The 16,221-nt window shown below is 48.8% G+C and carries 14 protein-coding genes; 8 read left to right on the forward strand and 6 right to left on the reverse strand.

What is annotated here, in order from left to right; translation table 11 throughout:
- The first annotated feature begins 221 nt into the window (after window positions 1–221).
- On the forward strand, window positions 222–1,586 hold the full coding sequence (locus DRW41_RS18720; protein ID WP_115453556.1) for a YheC/YheD family endospore coat-associated protein: 1,365 nt from the start codon (window positions 222–224) through the stop codon (window positions 1,584–1,586).
- 106 nt (window positions 1,587–1,692) lie between these two features.
- Here DRW41_RS18720 and DRW41_RS18725 read toward each other — a convergent pair whose 3' ends face one another.
- From DRW41_RS18725 to recQ, 3 genes are all read right to left on the reverse strand, one after another.
- Window positions 1,693–3,330: a hypothetical protein gene (locus tag DRW41_RS18725; protein WP_115453557.1), complete on the reverse strand. Its 1,638-nt coding sequence runs from the start codon at window positions 3,328–3,330 to the stop codon at window positions 1,693–1,695.
- A gap of 3 nt (window positions 3,331–3,333) precedes the next feature.
- The gene (locus DRW41_RS18730) at window positions 3,334–4,104 is read right to left on the reverse strand and encodes an ABC transporter ATP-binding protein (protein ID WP_245959494.1); all 771 of its coding nucleotides are present in this window, start codon (window positions 4,102–4,104) and stop codon (window positions 3,334–3,336) included.
- A 108-nt stretch (window positions 4,105–4,212) separates the two neighbouring features.
- The gene (gene recQ, locus DRW41_RS18735; RefSeq protein WP_115453558.1) at window positions 4,213–6,351 is read right to left on the reverse strand and encodes a DNA helicase RecQ; all 2,139 of its coding nucleotides are present in this window, start codon (window positions 6,349–6,351) and stop codon (window positions 4,213–4,215) included.
- A gap of 141 nt (window positions 6,352–6,492) precedes the next feature.
- Here recQ and DRW41_RS18740 point away from each other — a divergent pair, with 141 nt between their 5' ends.
- The 4 genes from DRW41_RS18740 (at window position 6,493) to DRW41_RS18755 (ending at window position 9,489) form a co-directional block, all read left to right on the forward strand.
- Window positions 6,493–6,786: a hypothetical protein gene (locus tag DRW41_RS18740; protein WP_115453559.1), complete on the forward strand. Its 294-nt coding sequence runs from the start codon at window positions 6,493–6,495 to the stop codon at window positions 6,784–6,786.
- Window positions 6,787–6,920: 134 nt separating this feature from the next.
- Window positions 6,921–7,133, forward strand: a complete 213-nt coding sequence (locus DRW41_RS18745; RefSeq protein ID WP_115453560.1) for a YheE family protein — start codon at window positions 6,921–6,923, stop codon at window positions 7,131–7,133.
- Between the two features lie 86 nt (window positions 7,134–7,219).
- Window positions 7,220–8,128 carry a PucR family transcriptional regulator gene (locus tag DRW41_RS18750; protein ID WP_115453561.1) on the forward strand — a complete coding sequence of 303 codons (909 nt, stop codon included), beginning with the start codon at window positions 7,220–7,222 and terminating at the stop codon, window positions 8,126–8,128.
- A 248-nt stretch (window positions 8,129–8,376) separates the two neighbouring features.
- Window positions 8,377–9,489, forward strand: a complete 1,113-nt coding sequence (locus DRW41_RS18755; protein WP_115453562.1) for an ABC transporter ATP-binding protein — start codon at window positions 8,377–8,379, stop codon at window positions 9,487–9,489.
- Between the two features lie 321 nt (window positions 9,490–9,810).
- On the opposite strand, the gene DRW41_RS18760 is transcribed toward DRW41_RS18755, so the two are convergent.
- Complete coding sequence (locus DRW41_RS18760) at window positions 9,811–10,053, reverse strand: hypothetical protein (RefSeq protein ID WP_115453563.1); 243 nt, start codon at window positions 10,051–10,053, stop codon at window positions 9,811–9,813.
- A 398-nt stretch (window positions 10,054–10,451) separates the two neighbouring features.
- On the reverse strand, window positions 10,452–11,828 hold the full coding sequence (gene fumC / locus DRW41_RS18765) for a class II fumarate hydratase (RefSeq protein ID WP_115453564.1): 1,377 nt from the start codon (window positions 11,826–11,828) through the stop codon (window positions 10,452–10,454).
- A gap of 422 nt (window positions 11,829–12,250) precedes the next feature.
- Between fumC and DRW41_RS18770 the strand changes: the two genes are divergently transcribed.
- Window positions 12,251–12,937: a sigma-70 family RNA polymerase sigma factor gene (locus tag DRW41_RS18770; protein ID WP_115453565.1), complete on the forward strand. Its 687-nt coding sequence runs from the start codon at window positions 12,251–12,253 to the stop codon at window positions 12,935–12,937.
- Between the two features lie 52 nt (window positions 12,938–12,989).
- Window positions 12,990–13,571: an ATP-dependent Clp endopeptidase proteolytic subunit ClpP gene (gene clpP, locus DRW41_RS18775; protein WP_115453566.1), complete on the forward strand. Its 582-nt coding sequence runs from the start codon at window positions 12,990–12,992 to the stop codon at window positions 13,569–13,571.
- A gap of 76 nt (window positions 13,572–13,647) precedes the next feature.
- Here the strand turns inward: clpP and DRW41_RS18780 are convergent, their stop codons facing one another.
- On the reverse strand, window positions 13,648–14,172 hold the full coding sequence (locus DRW41_RS18780; protein ID WP_115453567.1) for a GNAT family N-acetyltransferase: 525 nt from the start codon (window positions 14,170–14,172) through the stop codon (window positions 13,648–13,650).
- Window positions 14,173–14,290: 118 nt separating this feature from the next.
- Between DRW41_RS18780 and DRW41_RS18785 the strand changes: the two genes are divergently transcribed.
- The gene (locus DRW41_RS18785) at window positions 14,291–16,069 is read left to right on the forward strand and encodes a M3 family oligoendopeptidase (RefSeq protein ID WP_115453568.1); all 1,779 of its coding nucleotides are present in this window, start codon (window positions 14,291–14,293) and stop codon (window positions 16,067–16,069) included.
- Window positions 16,070–16,221 lie beyond the last annotated feature (152 nt).

The raw sequence follows: 16,221 nt of genomic DNA on the forward strand, positions 1-16,221 counted from the left end.
ATCTTTACCCAAAATTCGCAGGCGCTCACCCTTTTTAATAAAAAATGGGTGATGTTTCTTCCGTGAATGAAATCTTCCCGGAAAAATCGCCTTGTGCGTAAGAAGCAGTTTCTTCCTTCGTGAGGGCAGCTTCCGGATATTCATACGGATTCCGTTGGCGGTTGGTTCCGTTCTTCCTTTTAAAAAAATCCAGCCTTTCAAATAAAAAGGACGTGAGTAAAATGGCAAAGTTTTACCCAGTTGAAACGCTCGACCATGACAAGCCCATTGTTTATTACCCTCCCCGCCTCGGGCCATTGCCCGCGGTCCGGAAGGCGGCATTCGGTTCCGCATCCATGGATGCAGCTATCCTGCCCCACCCAGAGGAAAACGACAGCATCGGAATCAGCAAAACGGTCCTAGAAGGCCTTCATATTCCTGAAGGTGTCGCGAAGTTTGGAATTTTTTTAAATGAAGACACCCTCTTTTTAGGTCCCTTGATCGGCATTTTCACTTCGAACTTAATTGATTCAAGCACCCAGCCCGCTGGGGAAAGGACAAATTCGTTTTCAAAGTTGCTCGATACATGCGGGGCATCCGGTGCTTCAGGCTTTCTGTTTACCGGACAGGGAATTGATTGGGAGAAAAATTTGGTCAAAGGCTATTTTTTTAGCGGAGGAAGTTGGGAGAGCCGGCTTGTCCCTTTTCCAAATGTCGTTTATGACCGGCTGCCGACAAGGAAGAGCGAAAGCAGGCCGGAAAGCAAACTTGCAAAAGAAAGACTTCAAAAAGATTATTTGATCCCTTGGTTCAATCCAGGCTTTTTTAATAAATTGGATATTTTTGAACGCCTGAAGGAAAACCGGCATGCGGAAAAATACTTGCCTGAGACCCATTTGTTCACTTCGGTAACCGAGACCAGGCGCCTGCTCGATAAACATGGTTCCATCTACTTAAAGCCTATTCACGGCACATTGGGCATTGGAATCCGCCAAGTGATCGCCGAATTTCCCGGGTCCACCTGTTATTGCCGCTTCCGGGACCAAACGGGCAGCAACAAATTGCTGAAATTCAATAGCCTTCACGCGCTCACTTCAAAGATGTTCGGCAAACGCGGCCTTAAAAATATCCTGATCCAACAAAGGATCCTCCTTTTAAAAGTGGGCGGCAGGCCAGTTGATTTCAGGGTGCATACGAATAAGGACGGGAAAGGGAAGTGGCAGGTATCCGCCATCGCCGGAAAACAGGCAGGCTTTGGAAGCATCACGACCCATGTCAGAAACGGCGGGGACGTCCATACGCTAAAGGAGCTATTCGGTGAAAAGGATGCGGTTAAATACGAGCGGAAGCTTTCGGAGGCGGCATTGGAGCTTAGCGAAATACTCGAGGAGCGGCTCGAGGGAATCTCAGCTGAATTCGGCTTTGACTTTGGGATTGACCGGGACGGCATTGTCTGGTTATTCGAGGTCAACTCAAAACCAGGCAGGTCGATTTTCCACCACCGGGGAATGCGTAAGTATGAATATCTAACAAGAAAACTGCCCATTGACTATGCCATCCACCTTGCCGAAAAATCCGTCAAAGCACCCGAGGAAATCTATCATTAAAAATGAATCAGGGGACGCATCCAGGCCTCGTTGCGAGGAGAAGGATACGTCCCCTTTTTTCGGTATTCCGGGACTGAAGCAAAAGATACTCCATCACTCTACGTTGTTACACCCAAATCCTGCGGCTGGCAATCTTCCAGGAGACGGAAGAGGCAACGAGCATGATTAGCACATACAGAAAACTTCCATATGGGATGAAGGTGAACAAATAATGGACGCCCATGAAGGCGAACATTGGGATGAGGTAAAGGATGATTTTCCAGCCTTCGCTTTCCTGGCTTGCCTCGAATGATTCCGAAAAAGGCAAGGACCCTTTCAGCAAATACGTGCAGAACACGGTATAGACGATTGCGGCAAGAAAAGCCCCGACTATATCCGGCAGTACGCCAATCCCGAAAATATAACAAAAGATCACACCCGAAATGGCATAGACGGGAAAAAACAGCCTGCTCAGAAAGGCTTTCAGTGTTCCGCTATAAAATGGTGCATATGTTTTTAAAGGCGCGGTCCCGAACAGCCACGAGCCTTTGTAACGGCCTGAGTACTTCAGCATCATGATTGATGTAGGAATGACAATCGCTGCCATGTAAATCGATAAATAGTACTTGCTGTGGACAAGGCTTTCGAAGGAATCCCACCTGATCTGGTTTAATAGGAGAATGAGCGGGACCACCAGCGAAAGGCCGATTGACGGATAGACTTTGAGCCGGAAATCACGTTCCGTTTTCATCATTGCAAGCGCGAACCGGTAAAATGCCCGCTCCTCCCTATCCCGGCACAGCAGCCTTGATGCCACCGTATTTAATGGGGGCACCTTTACCCTGCTCGGACCGCTTCCGGATGAAAGCTTTTGAATCCCGCTTTCAAAGGCCGGCATCTTTTTCACATACAAAGCCCACGCCCACGCCGGCCCCAAAATGGCCAAACTCGCAAACAGGGCAAACTGGGGCGAAGAAACCCCGTTCATCCCAAGTTCGAACAGGGCGCCGAACCAAACCGGCGGAAAGATTGCCTGCCACCAGGCCGGATCGATGGCCCGTTCCATTTCGATCAGTTCGAACGTCCTCCCAACGAGCTGATACCCCAGAGCGAGTGAAACAGACAGGAAAATCTGTACATAGTTAATAATGTCCCGAAGCTTCTCCCCATCAAAGAAACGAAGAATGAAATAATACACCAAAGCCGTTGCAGCCATGATTAGCAAATCGGCGAAAATAAGCGCGGCCATAAGAATAAGGAAAAAGGCCGGCCCATGCCTGAATAGCCCCGCAAGCAATGGCGCGGCCGCCAAAGAGCCTGTCAGGAAGAACAAATAAACGGTAACATGCACTGCGCGGGCAAGGCTGATTGTCTTCCTGCCAACAGGACCGGCCAAAAGAATATTCCGATCCCTCAAATCCAGGAGGACCGACGAAAAGTCGGAGATGAGCGATGTCATGATTAAAAAAATCAAAATGCCGAAAAAGGTTGTCATTTGAAAGAAAAAATGGTTTCCCATCAGAATCAGCGGCACCAGCAGGAGCCCATAAATCGAATAGACCCAAAGCGACTTCATGAAACGGTTCTCGTCTTCATGGCTGTGGTCGCTCTTGTTCCGGGCACCGCCAAGGATGGTCGGCGCCCTCCTTTGGTCCATCGCCAGCTTCAGTGCGAGGATACTCCGCATCATCGGATAATCGGCACCAAGCCGTTCAAACATCCACCTGAACTTATCGAGCACCCTCAACGTCCTTAAATCCTTCAAGGATCACACCTCCCGGACGATTGAAACAAATTCGCCCGCCAGATCCCGGAATTCATCAAAGCCCGTAAGCTGGTTGAAAATCTGTTCCAGGGAACCCTCCGCGCTTTGTTCCTTCAATTGTTCAAAACTTCCATCCGCGACAATTTTTCCGCCGTTAAGCAAAATGATTCTGCTGCTGATTTTTTCGACAACGTCCATGATATGGGAGGAATAGAAAATTGTTTTTCCGCTTGCCGCAAGCTGGGAGAGGATCTCCTTGAAAATCATAACTGAATTCGCATCCAGCCCGCTCAGCGGCTCGTCAAGGAACAGCAGTTCAGGATCATGCAGAAGGCTTGAAATAATCATCACCTTTTGCTTCATCCCTTTTGAAAAAGACGAAATCCGGCTATAGAACACGTTATCTAGGCCAAACGCGCGCATCAGCTTTTTGGCCTTAATTTCCGCTTTTTCAGGGTCCATCCCGTACAGTTCACCCGTAAAGGTCAAGTACTCGATTGCCGTCAGGTTGTCATAAAGCTCGGCAATTTCGGGGACATAGCCTATTTTTCTTTTATACTCATAATCTCCGGATTTAAGCGTTTGCCCGAAAATCTGTATTTCTCCCTGATAGTTTTCCTCCAGGCCGAGGAGCAGCTTGATCGTTGTACTTTTTCCTGCTCCGTTCGGCCCGATATATCCGATGATTTGCCCTCGGGTAACAGTAAGGTCGATTCCCTGCAGCACTGGTTTCGCGCCGTAATTCTTCCGCAAATCTCTCAGTGCCAGGACCACTTCTTCATTATGTAAAATAAAGACCACCCATTTCTGTTAATCTAGGAATAGTTTAACATACGGAATAGTTATTTTTGGAAAAAATACTATGGAAATGGAAAGCCGCACCTAAGAGAGTGTGCGGCGCTTTTCCATTATTAAAAACGCTTTGATCATGAAATAGGTTACCTCATCAGGCAATAGTTCCTTGATAGGCTTCAATCGCTCCCGCCCTGCTTCGGTGACCGCGTTTTCGAGCAGCGGCAAAAACTCTTCTGGAATCAATTTCTCAAAATGAACCGGCATTCCCTGCTGGTGGCAGGTTAATAGATGGTTCTCGACCGTGCTGGCGGCAAGCCCCCGGCTGGCGGCGATTGCTCCAACCGACTGCCCTTCAAGGTGAAGTCGGTGCGTTTCAAGATGGGAGTCACTCGTCGGCTTTGCAGCAGGGCGTTTTTTCGCTGGCCTCGCTTCTTCTGCAAAAACAGGCTCACGGTCTGGATTGTCTGCAAGAAATTTTTGTATCGCCGAAATGAACGGTTCGCCGTACTTTTCAAGTTTATTCGCTCCTACCCCGTTTACTTCAAGGAAATCCTCATCCGATTGGGGCAGCTTCAGGCACATATCCTTCAGCGAAGCATCCGAGAATACGACGAATGGCGGGACATTCGCTGCGTCGGCCAACTGTTTCCTTATAGCCCTTAGTTCCTCAAACAACGGGTCTTCTACCGAAATTTCCACGGATCGGACCGCTGCCTTCCGTGAAATTTGCAGCCTTCCCTGTAAAACTTCCTTCCCCTTGGGCGAAACATAAATGGTCGGGTAGGTTCCATGTTCCACCCCGATAAAGTCCTCGGAAATTAAGAATTCGATAAAGCTTGCCGCATCTTTCGCGGACCAAGTTTCCATAATTCCGTACGTAGAAAGTTTATCAAAGCCAAACTCGGCAATCTTTTTGTTTTGCGATCCTGTCAAAACCTGGGCGGTGAGCGCCTTGCCGAACCGCTGCCCCATCCGGATGATGCAGGAGAGGGCCATTTGCGCTTCTTTAGTAACATCCTCGCTTTCCCTTGAATCGGTGCAATTGCCGCAGCGTCCGCACGGTTCTGTTTCCGTTTCCCCGAAATAGCGGAGAATGTATTCCTGGAGGCAGCTTTCGGTGTGGCAATAGTCCGCCATGCCCTGAAGCTTTTCCAACTCCGAAGCGGACCGGTCCCGCTCGACCGATTGTTCGATCAGGAAACGCTGGACCTGGATATCCTGCGGCGAATAAAGGACGATGCACGAGCTCGGAAGTCCGTCCCGGCCGGCGCGTCCCGCTTCCTGGTAATAGCTCTCCATGTTCCGGGGAAGCTGATAATGAATGACATAGCGGATGTTACTTTTATCGATGCCCATCCCGAATGCGGATGTGGCCACCATAACGGAGGCTTCATCGCGGAGGAAACGCTCCTGCTCGCCAAACCTGTCCGTATCGCTCATTCCGGCATGGTATCGGGAGACCGATATGCCGCCCCTTTTCAGGCTTTCATAAAGCTGGTCGACTGTCTTCCGGGTCGCGGCATAAATAATACCCGTTTCTTTTTCATTCTGCTGTAAAAAGCGTTTCAGAAACTTGCCGCGGTCCTGGCCTTTTATCACGGAAAACGAAAGGTTCTCCCGTTCAAAGCCCGTGATGATCTCATTCCCGATTTCAATGCCTAGCGAGGCGCAAATATCGTCCCGGACAATCGGAGTCGCGGTCGCCGTCAGCGCAAGCTTCACCGGCCGATTGCGAAGACCCTGCGCCATTTTTGCAATATGGCGGTAGCTTGGGCGGAAATCGTGGCCCCACTGGGAAATACAATGCGCTTCATCGACGGCGATAAGCGGGATGTCCATTTTTCCAAGCTGCTCGATAAAATAAGGAGATTCCAGCCGCTCGGGGGCGATATACAATAGCTTGTACCTTCCCGCGAGTGCGTCCTCCATCCGTTCAGCCGCCTCCTGGCTTGAAAGGGAGCTGTTGATGTAGGCCGCATCAATCCCAAGCTGGACAAGGGCGTCGACCTGGTCCTTCATCAGTGAGATAAGCGGGGAAATGACTACGGTCGTACCTTCAAGCATTAGCGCTGGTATTTGGTAACAAACCGATTTACCGCCTCCGGTCGGCATGACGCAAAGAGTGTTTCTGCCTTCCAGCACTGTAGCAATGGCCCGCTCCTGTCCTTCCCTGAATGCCGAATAGCCAAAATACGTTTTTAATAATTCGTTCGCTTTTTGGAGCAAAGCAGGACCCTTCTTTCTTGGTCGCAAAAATACTACGATTTTACCTTCATTATACCGGAAAAACACAAGGTTTTCCCGGTTCGCGTGTATAATTTAGTTGCATAGAATAGAAAAAATGCTGTATCGAAGGAGTTAGTTTCCATGTTCAAAAATAAGCGGGCGCTACCGCTGTTCCTGCTGGCCTGCGTGATGCATGCCGGAACGTTTTTTTACTTTTTTGCGAGGATGATTTCAGACGCTCTCGATGGTTCACACAGGGAATCGATCCTTGATTGGATTCCGCTTGCGGTATTTCTAGCAAGTTTCGGTTTACAGGCTCTTCCGCCATTGCGTTCAGGCTGGAAAGCCGCCCCGGTGAAAATGCTTCTTATGATGGTTTCCCTTTCGGCGGTCCTTGTATGGATTTTCGCGTTTTTAAACCGGCTGTTGGGTTAAGCTGGGGTTTAGTTCATTGATTCAGGCGGTTTAAAGGGCGGCTCATTTCAAAGCTTACCTTTATCGGGGCCGCTCGCTTCTTTCCCCTCGCCCCTTATGTTGCAGTAAGGTACAATTGGGTTGGGGGGATTGCATTGCTGACACATTTTCAATTCAAACCGTTATACAAAAACACGGATATTCCCGGCTGGGAGATTTCATTCTTTTACAAAAAGCTGAAGCGGACCGGACGCTACCTGCAGAACGGAAAAATCGAATGGGGACTGAATGCTCCGGACACAGACGAACAGACTGGTTTGGAAAAGCAGATTCATGAGCTAATGCTGTTCCATGTATACGACCGTTAATGCCGGACCCCTCCGGCATTAACGCATTCTAATGGTTCATTGGTATAATTTAATTAGACGATTTTTTTTAAAATAGGAGAACCCTTATGTTCGAAAAATTGCTGGCGTTATACCCGGGCGCATTAATCACGGAACGCCCACCCGTACCGGGACAGGTAAAATCACATATTTTCCACGATGGGTCCGAACAAAATTGGATTTCCATTCCTGTGGAATCAATCACCCAAAGGGAAGTTGACCTTCTGGGGGCGATTTATGTCAAGGCAGAGGCGCCATCTGAAAATCTTCCTCCCCTTTTGCAGCAATGGAAGGAATATCTTTTTGAAGGCGGCGAGCTGCCTTTAGGCTCTGATGGGGAACCTGTCCGGCTCATCCAATTTGATTTCCAAAGCGATAACCATGACCGCGACGAGCTGGAAACGGCAATTAGTGGGTTTTTCCCTGAAGAAATCCTGATCCTTTGGCAAGGTCCGCAAAGGGCTTTTGCTGTGGACCGCGGTGAATTTTCAGTTGACGAACGGGACCTTGCTTCAATGGCCGGAGCGTTCGAAAGCGATTTTTACATAAAAACGAGGATTTATATCGGAAGGCGGCTACCTGTTTCCGATGCGCTGCCTGGCCAGTTCAGGGAGGAGATGAATTATTTTGAATTTGCGAAAAGGAACATTTCCCCGGATAGCTATTACACTTTTGAAAAGGTTTTCCCTTCCTATGTCGCGTCACTGCTGCCCGGGCCGCTTGCCGAAGCGCTGAACGCTGTTTTCACGGACGCGTTCAGAAGTGACGATGAGATGTTCACAACGGTAAAAGGATTTCTTGAAAACGGATCAAATGCGAGCCTTGCAGCAAAAAAACTGTACATCCACCGCAATACGCTCCAGTACCGTGTCGATAAGTTTACAGATAAGACAGGAGTAAGCCTGAAAGATTTCCATTCCGCCTTCACCGTTTACCTCGCCTGTCTTTTATACGAACGGGACCGGGGAAGAAGTTAGCACCGCCAACATGTTTGGCGGTTTTTTTGTGTTCGATGATACGGACCTTCACACAAAGTTTTTTAAAGAAGGCAACAGAATAGGTCCTACTTAATTACGTTTATTTTACGAACGGCCGGATTTAACCCACCCCATGCACATTGCCCAAAATTGGCGGCCTTATTTTTGTGCAGCCTGTCCATATGGATTTTTCCGCTAATCACGTACACTTAGAGTAGAAGATTTCTTTAAATGGGAGGATTCAAAACATGGCAGAATTGATTCTCGATCACATTTATAAAGTGTACGACAACAAAGTAACTGCAGTTGAAGATTTCAACCTTCATATCAAGGATAAGGAATTCATCGTGTTCGTCGGCCCTTCCGGCTGCGGAAAGTCCACAACGCTCAGGATGATTGCCGGCCTTGAGGAAATTTCCAAAGGGGATTTCTATATCGACGGCAAGCGGGTTAACGATGTTGCCCCGAAAGACCGCGATATCGCGATGGTTTTCCAAAACTACGCGCTTTACCCGCACATGACTGTGTATGATAATATGGCATTCGGCTTGAAACTCCGAAAGATTCCGAAGGCTGAAATTGATAAAAAGGTTAAAGAGGCCGCAAAAATCCTCGGCCTTGAAACCTATCTGAACCGTAAACCGAAAGCTCTTTCCGGCGGTCAGCGCCAGCGTGTCGCCCTTGGCCGCGCGATTGTCCGTGACGCGAAAGTGTTCCTGATGGACGAGCCGCTTTCCAACCTTGATGCGAAGCTGCGCGTCCAGATGCGCGCGGAAATCGCCAAGCTTCACCGCCGCCTTGACACGACGACAATTTACGTAACACACGACCAGACAGAAGCGATGACAATGGCAACCCGCCTTGTTGTTATGAAGGACGGCGTCATCCAGCAGGTTGGCTCCCCTAAAGAGGTATACGAAAAGCCAGCGAACGTGTTTGTCGGCGGCTTTATCGGATCGCCGGCGATGAACTTCTTCCGCGGAACGCTTGAAGATGGCAAATTTGTAATCGGCGATGTGAAAATTGCCGTTCCGGAAGGCAAGATGAAATACCTACGTGAGCAAGGTTTCGTCGGCAAGCCAGTCGTACTTGGCGTCCGCCCTGAGGATATCCATGATGAGCCTGTGTTCATCGACGCTTCCGAAGGTTCAAAAATTACCGCTACCGTTGATGTTTCCGAACTGACAGGTGCGGAGACAATGATTTACTCAAGCCTGGGTGGGCAGGATTTCGTGGCAAGGGTTGATTCCCGCTCCGATATCCATCCGAACGATAAGCTTGACCTGGCATTCGACATGAATAAAGTCCACTTCTTTGATGTTGAAACAGAGCAGCGCATCCGCCCTGCAGGCGAACAATAAGAGCAATGCAAGAGAGCACCGTCCCCGTTGAAGTGGGATGGCGCTCTCTTTTTGTTTTTGCTATTCTTTCTTTTGGCTAAATGGTTTCTTTACGTGTATACAAAAATCAAGGCAGTTTGCCAATCTTCTGGCTTCTTTAGGAGGGAGTTCATTTTATAGCTTTGTGGTTTTTCCTATGCGTGAAACATCCCTGTGAAACAAGAAAATTCGGGGAGTGACAGGCACTGTTCGCTTTTCCTACAGCATATTCGCTGTAAAACACTCCGTGAAACAAGAAAATTCGAGAAGTGACAGGCACTGTTCGCTTTTTGAGTAACCCTTCTATTCTCCTATCAGAATCACGCTATCGGTTCCGCAGGCGGGGCAGCGGTAGAGGTGAGGGCATTGGCGGTTTTTGTAATCGTCCGGTATGCCGTCCTCGAGTTTCATTTGGTCGATAGGCATGTAGGGGCTATAGTCGTCGAAGTAGTCCATGTAGCGCCCCTTTTCTTCCATTAAGTTCGTGCAGTTTTCGCAGTTGACATCCACTTTTTTGAGTCCGTTGCAGACCGGGCAGACTCCCATGGGCAATCCCCTCCCTTTTTGTTTAGTTTTTGCGCCACTGTTGTTTCTATGCAAAATTTCCCTGCTTGGGCTGGAATAACGGCGCGACGATTGTCCAAACTAGATAGTGCGGTAGGATACCAGCCCGAAGAATGGAACGTTTTCGTCTTTGGCACCGTGAAACACTCCCGTGAAACAAGATTTTTCGGGGAGTGACAGGCACTGTTCGCATTTTTACCGGTGGGTTTCAGTGCCGGGCTACTTCGTTTGTTCCGGCGAGCCGGTGCGATTCCGGCCAGCCCAGCCAAAGCAGGATGCCTCCTCATGCCGAGGGGGCATTTTGCATTCAAAGCCTGAAGTGACTCAACTGGATTGATTTTTGTGAACTTCTAGCAGCCAATAATTCCTTTAACCCAAGCCTATACCATATTCTCCGGACGTACCCATTCGTCGAATTCCTTTTCGGTCAGGTAGCCAGTTTTGATGGCCGCCTCTTTCAGGCTTAGGTTTTCGTTGAAGGCTAGTTTGGCGATCTGCGCGGATTTTTCGTAGCCGATGTGCGGATTGAGCGCAGTGACGAGCATGAGCGAGCGTTCCATTTGCGACTGGATGGCTGTTTCATTCGCGGTGATACCCATTGCGCAATTTTTATTGAATGAATCCATTCCATCGGCGAGGAGCCTAACGGATTGGAGGAAGTTATAAATGATGACCGGCTTGAATACATTCAACTCGAAATTACCTTGGCTGGCGGCAAAGCTGATCGTTGCGTCGTTCCCGAATACCTGGCAGACCGCCATTGTCAGCGCCTCGCTTTGAGTCGGATTTACCTTTCCGGGCATGATGGAGCTTCCCGGTTCATTTGCCGGGATTGAGATTTCACCGATACCGCTTCGAGGGCCGCTCGCAAGCCATCTGATATCGTTGGCGATTTTCATCAAATCCGCTGCCAGACCCTTCATCGCGCCATGTACGTATACGAGTTCATCATGGCTTGTCAGCGCATGGAATTTGTTCGCGGATGAACGGAAAGGATGACCAGTTACTCCTGAAATGACCTCGGCGACCTGATCGCCAAATTCCGGTGCCGCATTGATGCCTGTCCCGACCGCAGTTCCGCCGATCGCCAAATCAAGCAGGCTCTTGCTCGCTTCCTTGATCATAGCCGCGCTTTTTTCGAGCATTGTTCGCCAGCCGCTTATTTCCTGTCCCAATGTTAGCGGGGTTGCATCCTGGAGATGGGTGCGGCCGATTTTAATCAGGCTCTCGTAATCCTTTTCCTTTTGGCGGAAGGTTTCTGAAAGCCTTTCAATTGCCGGAAGCAGCGACGAAACAACCTTTCCGTATGCCGCGATGTGCATCGCTGTCGGGAAGGTATCGTTCGAACTTTGTGACATGTTCACATCGTCATTTGGGTGGATTCTGATTTCGCTGCCTTCACTCTCTAGCAGAGCGTTTGCCCTGTTCGCAATGACCTCATTAACGTTCATGTTCGTCTGGGTGCCGCTGCCTGTCTGCCAAACCGCAAGCGGGAAATGGCTGTCGTATTTCCCTTCCAGGATTTCAGCGCTTACATGGAGGATGGCATCCTTCTTTTCGTCGGAGAGTCTACCCGCCGCGTTGTTCACGACTGCAGCTGCAAGCTTGACCGTTGCAAGGCTGTAAATAAGGTCGAGCGGCATTTTTTCCGTACTGATTTTGAAATTCTCCAGGCTTCTTTGAGTTTGGGCGCCCCAATGCTTATCAACCGGGACCTGCACTTCTCCGAGCGTGTCTTTTTCGATACGATAATCCATTTTTCTCCTCCCACTTCTCGCCGCGCTATATGCGGGCTTTTTTGAGCATGGCTCTTACAAATTGTCCAAATGCGTTTTCATTACCTTATTCCATTTTCCCCGTTTTTCTTTTAAAAAGCCAAATAAGGGGTTTTCTTTTTATAAAAAGAAACATTCAGCGGGATTTCGGGTATACATAAGGCAAATGGTAAAATAAAGTGAACCTTCCATCAGCGGTGGTTTTTCGCTGATGGTTAGGTGAACCAATCGGACCTTTACGGGCAGTTGACCCCCCACTTATCCTTTTGTATTCCTCTGAACCTTGAAGTGGGGGTCTTACTGCCCGTTAAGAGTGGGATAAATAAAATAACTTTCCTTGCCCGTATCTTTTTGAAAGCTTCCCCCGTTATAGAGGGCAGAGAGGCAAAAAGGAGTGACGTTGAATGGTTGCCAGCAAGAACACGCCAGCGGAGGAGAAAATCATTGCGGAGAATGAAGAAGAGCAGCTTAAAGGGCTGTGCGACTCCCTGCAGAAGTATTGCCGTTTTCTAGCCAGGAATAAATGGGAAGCAGATGATCTTTTTCAGACTGCGGTCATGAAAGGAATCGAGCATTACCCTCCTAGCCGGCTTTCCGCTCCCCTTTTGAAAAAAATCGCCTACCATCACTGGATTGACCTTGCCAGAAAGGGTCGGAATGAGATTGTCGGGGTTCCCGCAGAAACACCTGAAAAGGAGCACGAGCCCAATAAAAGGCTGGACGCCGTGAATCTCCTGCTTGAAAAGCTGACTCCTAAGCAAGCGGTCATGTTCCTTTTGAAAGAAGGCTTCCGCTATCAGGCCAGCGAAATCGCGGAATTGCTCGATACGACGGAAATGGCGGTAAAGGCCATTCTCCACCGGGCAAAAAACCGATTGGAAAAGGAACGGCATCTCCACGCCGTCGCCCCCCTGCAGCCCGATGAAGACAGGGAACTGATGGAGGAGTTATTTTCGGAAGCGCTCAATAAGGGCGATCCGGCTGTTTTGCTAAAGAATCTCCATAAAATCGCTTCGCTGGCGGAAGTCCGGAAACTGGCACCCCAAAAGCACTCCCGCTCATCTCTCGAATTTTACTGCGTGGCTGCGTAAACCCTTTAGCAAGTGGGTTCCGGTTGCAGCGCGCAATGAGGGAGGATTTCATTTGGCAGCAATTCCATATGTAATTGAACAATCGAGCCGCGGGGAACGGTCCTATGACATTTATTCACGCCTTCTGAAGGATCGGATTGTCATTATCGGAGACGAAATCAACGACCAGGTCGCGAACAGCGTTATTGCGCAGCTGCTGTTTCTGGAGGCTGATAATCCGGAAAAGGATATCTCCATCTACATCAACAGTCCGGGCGGTTCGACATCCGCGGGGTTTGCGATTTTTGACACGATGGAACTTATCAAACCGGAAATCAGCACAATTTGCATCGGCATGGCCGCGTCATTTGGCGCGATGCTACTCCTTGCCGGGACGAAAGGAAAACGATATGCCCTGCCGAACAGCGAAATCATGATCCATCAGCCGCTAGGCGGAGCGCGCGGCCAGGCGACCGAAATCGAAATTTCAGCGCGCCGCATCCTGAAGCTGCGCGAGCATGTCAACGGCATCATCTCCGAACGCACCGGCCAGCCGGTTGAAAAAGTCGCCAAGGACACAGACCGCGATTTCTTCATGAGCGCACAGGAGGCCTTGGAGTACGGGATCATTGATAAAATCATTAGCAAGAAATAGTCTATTCGGCTTAACAACAAGACCCTTTCCGGACAGTGGAAAGGGTCCTTTTTCCAACAAAAAACGGGTCTTTTAATTATTGATGGAACGCGTCGGCATATTGAACGGTTCCGGATACCCCATCAAAAGCTTTCCCGCGAAGCTCCAATGCCATGAAAACTTCATCCGGGACGTTCCACGGCGCTTTAATTCCCCACTGGGATGCTTTTTTAAAACAAAATTTCGGGTAATAATTCGGGTGGCCGAGAACAATTGCCGATTCATAGCCCAGTTCCTTTGCCGTCTTCAACCCTTTATTCACAAGAAGGCGGCCGATTCCAAGGTTCTGGAATTCCGGCAGGACAGAGACAGGCGCGAGTGCCAGCGTTTCGGCGTCCCCAACCTTTGCTTTTGTAAAAAGGATGTGTCCGACCGTTTTTCCAGTCGCTTCATCGACCGCAACAAGCGAGAGTTCCGGGATGAACGCCTTTGACCCACGGAGCCTTTTGACGAGCTGATGCTCTGTCTTGTCACTAATCTCCACATCGGTGAATGCCCTCTTGATTACTTCTTCCACAGCTTGATAATCCGCTTCTTTTTCCTGCCTGATTGAGATGTCCATATAATCCTCCCCTTCCACAATTCCATCTTACCACCTCTTATTTTTTGCAAAAAACTTCTAAATAGGCGATGATTAAAACAGGAATATACGTTCGCAAAAAATTCATGGAGGAAAGCCTATGCAAAAGCACAAGTACCCGCAAAGCTGGGATTTGGACAGCCTTTTTAAAAATTCCGGAGAACTCGCCGGGCACATTACCCATACTGAAAACTTGATTGACAGTTTAGAAGCTGACGTTGAAAAAGCAAAGATACATAATCCGTATGAAACTAAAAAACTGTTGGATTCCCTTGGCGACATCCGCATCCACCTTTCGCAGGCATCTTCGTTTACGACGTGCCTTATCGCGCAAGATCCAAGAGACCCGGAAGCCCTTTCGCTTCAGGGCATTGCCGCCGCTTTGAACGCCCGATATGATAAATCAGAAAAACTTGTCCAAAGCCGGCTGACAACCTTAACGAGCAATGCATGGGAGCAGCTGCTTGAATCAGAAGAGTTCAAGGATTACAGATTCCTTTTAACTGACTGGCGGAAAAAAGCTAAAAGGCAGCTCCCTGAAAAAGAGGAAAAGCTTCTTGCAGATTTAAGTGGTGACGGATACCATGCATGGGGCCAGTTTTACCAGACGCTCATGAGCAGTATTAAACTATCAATCCCTATGGATGGCATGGAAAAGGAAATGTCCGTTGGCCAGGCCATCAATTTGCGTTCCCACCCTGACCGAATTGTAAGAAAAATGGCGCATGATGCCTTGGAAGGTGCCTTGAAGGAAAAAGAGGAGCTTTTCGCGAAAATCCTTAACCACATTGCCGGCTTCCGGCTCGAGATGTATAAAAGCCGGGGCATAGAAAACGTATTGGAGGTCCCTTTGCACGAAAACCGGATTTCAAAGGAAACCCTCGATGCCATGTGGAGCGCCATTACAAATTATAAGGCAGTTTTCGCTGGATATCTTAACCTCAAAGCAAACCTGTTTGGCACTGAAAAACTGGAATCTTATGATTTTTGGGCTCCCTCCACTTCCTCGCATCAAGAGATTCCCTTTGATGAGGCGGCGGATTTGATCACGGAACATTTCGGTACTTTTAGTACGGAAATGAAAGACTTTGCGCGCCATGCTTTTGAAAATGGCTGGATTGAAGCCGAGGACCGCTCCGGAAAAGCAGGCTCCGCCTTTTGCGCAGGCTTCCCATTATCTGGTGAGTCCCGGATTTTCATGACCTACGGCGGCAGGATAACAAATGTATTAACTCTTGCCCACGAACTTGGCCATGCCTTCCATAATCATGCATTAAGACCGATCCGCGGGATGAATCGTTATTACCCATTGAGCCTGGCCGAGACGGCGTCAACATTCTCGGAGTTGGTATTGCTGAATGCAGCTTACGAAAAGGCAGATTGCATGGAGGACAAACGATTCATCCTCGATGAAAAATTAAAGCGGAGTGTCATGAACTTCATGAACATTCACGCTCGTTTCCTATTTGAAGAACGTTTTTTCCGTGAACGAAAAAGTGGGTATGTACCGGCGGAACGGTTGAATAGGCTGATGCAGGAAGCAATGGATGAAGCCTATATGGATTCGTTCGGCAGCCCTTCCGTCCGTTCGTGGATTTGGACGCCGCATTTTTACCTGACAAAATCACCTTTCTACAATTTCCCTTACACGTTTGGTTACCTATTCTCTCAAAGCATCTATGCCGCCGCCAAAACGAAGGGTCCTGAATTTGAGAAAAGCTATAAAAATCTGCTGCGGGATTCAGGGAAAATGACAGCAGAAGAATTGGTAATGGAGCATTTAGGTGAAGATATTACCACACGCGGCTTCTGGGAGAAAGGACTCCAGTTATGTGCGAAGGATGCAGAAGAATTTCTCACCCTAGATAATCGGCTATAAAAAGGGCGTAAGCCGGAGCAAAAAAAACTGCAGACAGCCGTCTGCAGAATCAGGGTTTTGCAATCATATATCCGATATAATAGACGAGGATCATAAGACTGCCGATCGTAAGCGTTACCGAAAACATTTTACAGCACCCCTGTTTGAAATAG

The organism is Neobacillus piezotolerans, from assembly GCF_003362805.1.
In the GTDB taxonomy this organism is placed as follows: Bacteria; Bacillota; Bacilli; order Bacillales; family Cytobacillaceae; genus Bacillus_D; species Bacillus_D piezotolerans.

Bases quoted from the DNA above. Each gene is read 5' to 3' on its own strand.
- DRW41_RS18740 (WP_115453559.1), top strand. From the start codon at position 6,493: ATGTTCAAAAATAAGCGGGCGCTACCGCTGTTCCTGCTGGCCTGCGTG.
- DRW41_RS18760 (WP_115453563.1), bottom strand. From the start codon at position 10,053: ATGGGAGTCTGCCCGGTCTGCAACGGACTCAAAAAAGTGGATGTCAAC.
- DRW41_RS18750 (WP_115453561.1), top strand. From the start codon at position 7,220: ATGTTCGAAAAATTGCTGGCGTTATACCCGGGCGCATTAATCACGGAA.
- DRW41_RS18770 (WP_115453565.1), top strand. From the start codon at position 12,251: ATGGTTGCCAGCAAGAACACGCCAGCGGAGGAGAAAATCATTGCGGAG.
- DRW41_RS18755 (WP_115453562.1), top strand. From the start codon at position 8,377: ATGGCAGAATTGATTCTCGATCACATTTATAAAGTGTACGACAACAAA.
- DRW41_RS18720 (WP_115453556.1), top strand. From the start codon at position 222: ATGGCAAAGTTTTACCCAGTTGAAACGCTCGACCATGACAAGCCCATT.
- DRW41_RS18780 (WP_115453567.1), bottom strand. From the start codon at position 14,172: ATGGACATCTCAATCAGGCAGGAAAAAGAAGCGGATTATCAAGCTGTG.
- DRW41_RS18785 (WP_115453568.1), top strand. From the start codon at position 14,291: ATGCAAAAGCACAAGTACCCGCAAAGCTGGGATTTGGACAGCCTTTTT.
- fumC (WP_115453564.1), bottom strand. From the start codon at position 11,828: ATGGATTATCGTATCGAAAAAGACACGCTCGGAGAAGTGCAGGTCCCG.